Genomic DNA, 3,186 nt, shown 5'->3' on the forward strand with positions numbered 1-3,186 from the left:
CGCCCCAGTAGGCACGGTGTTCCCAGTTCCCGCCCGAATGCCACTGGAACATCACTTCGGTGGGCGGGTTGTCGGGATCGAGGCAGACCCAGACGAACAGCGACCAGCCCGACGGCACCAGGAAGGTCGGGTTGGCGCCATCGAAGAAGTGCTGGTGCTGCCCCTCGGCCAGGGTGCTGCGATGGCCCCCGCCCGGCGGCGGCTCCCCCCAGGGCGACAGGCTCTCGGTCTCGAGGGCCAGCGGATCGTCTCGGATCAGCGGCACGGCCGGCGAGCTGCCGTTCAGCGCGTGCTGCAGCATGGCGGCGCGGTTGCGCAGGCCCTGGCGCAGGCCGAGGGTGCGTGCGCGGCGCAGCAGGTTTTCGTCGAGCGTCTGCTTGAACAGCGGGTCGATCACCTCGGTGCGCAACAGCCGCGGTTCCCACGATTGCAGCGGCACCGGGACCAGCATGCGCACGCTCTCGCTCGCCGAGGGATTGAGCGGCGCCAGCGAAGCACTGCCGCGCACCGCGAGGTCGAGCTGTTCGACGGGAACGGGCACCGCATCGATGTCGAAACCCGGCGGGAAGAAGCCGCTGCGCCGCGTCGATGCCTCGAAGGTGTTCTTCGGCAGCAGGCCCACCGGCGGCAGGCGCGTGGTGAAGGCGTCGGCCAGCTGGTTGGCCGCAGGCGAAGGTTCGCCGGTCGCGGCGATCTGCTCTGCCAGCTGTTCGATCTGCGCCTGCCACAACGAAGGCAGGCGGCTGTTGCAGGCGAGTGCGCCGCTGAAGGTCGGCCCCGGCGAGTACATGCGCGAGTCGCGCGCACGGCCACCCTCGCGCACCACGCTGGCCCGGTCGAGCCACAGCGGACGGTGCTGGTTGTCGAGGTTCACCATCGCGATCGGTACGCCCCAGTCTTCCCAGGGCAGGGTGCCGTCGACGGCCAGCTGGCGCTCGGCCTCGAACACCGTCCAGGCCAGCGCGTTGCGCCACTGCGCCGGCGGCACGCCCGGCAAGGGCCGCCATTCGCCGGGCCACACGAACCAGAGCAGGCGCACGGCATCGGCACTGCGCCAGTCGATGAAGCTGTCGGCGTTGTTGACCGTGCCTTCGTCGCAGGCGTTGTGCTCGCAAGGGTCCATCGGGTCGAGCGGCGCGGTTTCCACGCGCACCGGCTGCATCACCAGCACGCCGACCGGCGGCAGCGTGGCCAGCGAGACGGTGCTCAACGCACCCAGGGGAACACCGACCTCGCGCGGCAGCAGCGTCGGTGGCTGCCCCGGCGTGCCGTTCCCGACGCCGCCGCCGTTGGCGAAGAAGGCCGCGGGCGCGACCACGGGCACGTCGGCGAGCGAACATTGCAGCGTGCGCGTCAGCACCACGTCTTCGCCGCTGGTGGCCAGGCCGCGGCCGGGCGAGACCTGCAGCGAGGTCGCGAGGAATTGCTGGCGCACCGCAGATGGCTCGGCCGGATCCACCGCGACCTGCTGCACCGACAGCTCGAGCCCATCGACGATGCCGGCGACCCAGTCCTGGCCGCGCTTGGCGAGGTGGCCTGCGGCCCATTCCTGAGATTGCTGGAGCGCACCCTGCGTCAGCGCGCGGCCCGGGAAGATGTTCGGCCGGCGCAGCCACGCGGCGGCCGCTTCGGTGGCGTTGGCCGGCGACAGGGCGATCACGCGTTCGCCGGACACCGGGTCGCGCACAGGGGTCATGTTCACGGCGGTTCTCCTGGAATGTCAGGCACTCGGTTCAGCGGCTCGGCTTCCCGGTGGTCTTCCTGGCGGCCACTTTCTTGGCGGCCACTTTCCCGGCCGGGGCCTTCTTCGTGGCCGCCTTCTTCGCGGGAAGGGCAGATTCGCGGCGCGGGACGGGTCCTGGCGACGGACCGGGCCGTGGACTCGGCGGCGTCGGCGAAGGCCGCGGCACCGGTGCGGGGACGGGAACCGGCGCGGGCACCGGGGCCGGAGCAGGCTTTGGCACGGGAGCGGGTGCAGGTCTCGGGACAGGCGCCGGCTCCGGCGCAGGGACCGGTACCGGCGGCGTGCCGCCTTCGGCCTCGCCCTTGCTGCCCGGCGTGCGGGTCAGCCGGGCCGTCAGCTGCGACAACTGCGCGCCCGACGCGCTCAGCGCATTGCTGTCGAGCTTGCGCCAGGCGTCGCTGCCGGCCAGCGTCGAGAGGGCCATCTTGGTGACGCCACCTTCGGCGTTCTTCTCCAGCCGGAGCAAGCCTTCGCCGAGCGCGCCGCCGTTGATCTCCGCACTCACGCTGAGCACCTTCGCGTGGTCCAGGCCCGCGTCCGCACCGCTGCCGGTCTGCGCCGACAAGGCACCGAGCGTGGCTGCCGTGAGCGCGGGCGAGGCCGCGACGCGTGGCGAGGCGAGCAGCGAGAACACCGAGGCCGCCGCCTTGCTGCTGGACTTCTGCAGCAGGCCGTCCAGCGAAGGCGCCAGGCCCAGCGTCATGATGCGTTCGCGAACCACGCCCTCGACGGCCACCTCGTTGATCCCGGCCATCGCGATCGGCGCGCCGACGAGGTCGTCGCGGTAGGCGAGGTTGCGCCGGCGCACGAACCACAGCGTCGGCAGCTGCGCCAGTCGTGCCCACTCGGCATCGGCGGGGTTGGACGGATCGACCGTGGGCACGGGCAGCGGCAGTCGCAGCCGCTGCAGGATCTCCAGCGGCTTGCGTTGCGCGACCTGGTTGGGCGCGGAGGGCTTCAACACGCGGTTGCGCGTCTGCAGCTTGGCGAGCACGCTGCGGAAGTCGCTGCGCGGCACCGGCGCCAGCACGAGCACGGCGGTGAGGTCGAGCGCCGCCTCGCTGGCGAGGAAATCGATCGGCGGCAAGGCCAGCGACTCCTCGACCAGCGCCGGCAGTTCGTCGTCGGGAATGATCGAGAAGTCGACGTCGACCTCGGCCGGGAAATAGCGTTGCGTGAAGTCGCGCACGTCGATCGTCCCCGGGGGCAGCGGACCTGCCGGCGGCAGTGCCGGGAACTGCGAGGCCGCCGGGAAGCTGCGCTTGTTCATCAGTGCCACCACGTCCGCGAGGTGCATCTGGTACTGCATCAGGTGCGCCAGCCGCAGGGCGCGCGGCGCGAAGCCCAGGCCGGGCAGGTCGCCACGCGAGGCGCCGAGTTCGCGACGCACCATCGCCTCGTCGATCCACACCAGGCTGTTCGACTGCAGGGCGAGCATGGCC

General features: G+C 71.8%; 1 protein-coding gene and 1 pseudogene. Both read right to left on the reverse strand.

Features of this window, described 5'->3' with window-relative positions:
- Positions 1-1,696 (reverse strand): annotated as a pseudogene (locus AC1D15_RS23895) (hypothetical protein); the annotation flags it as partial.
- A 37-nt stretch (positions 1,697-1,733) separates the two neighbouring features.
- Positions 1,734-3,186: hypothetical protein (locus AC1D15_RS23900; protein WP_477827932.1), on the reverse strand; the 1,453-nt coding region annotated here is incomplete at its 5' end.

Source organism: Rhizobacter sp. P2_H2, assembly GCF_056403375.1.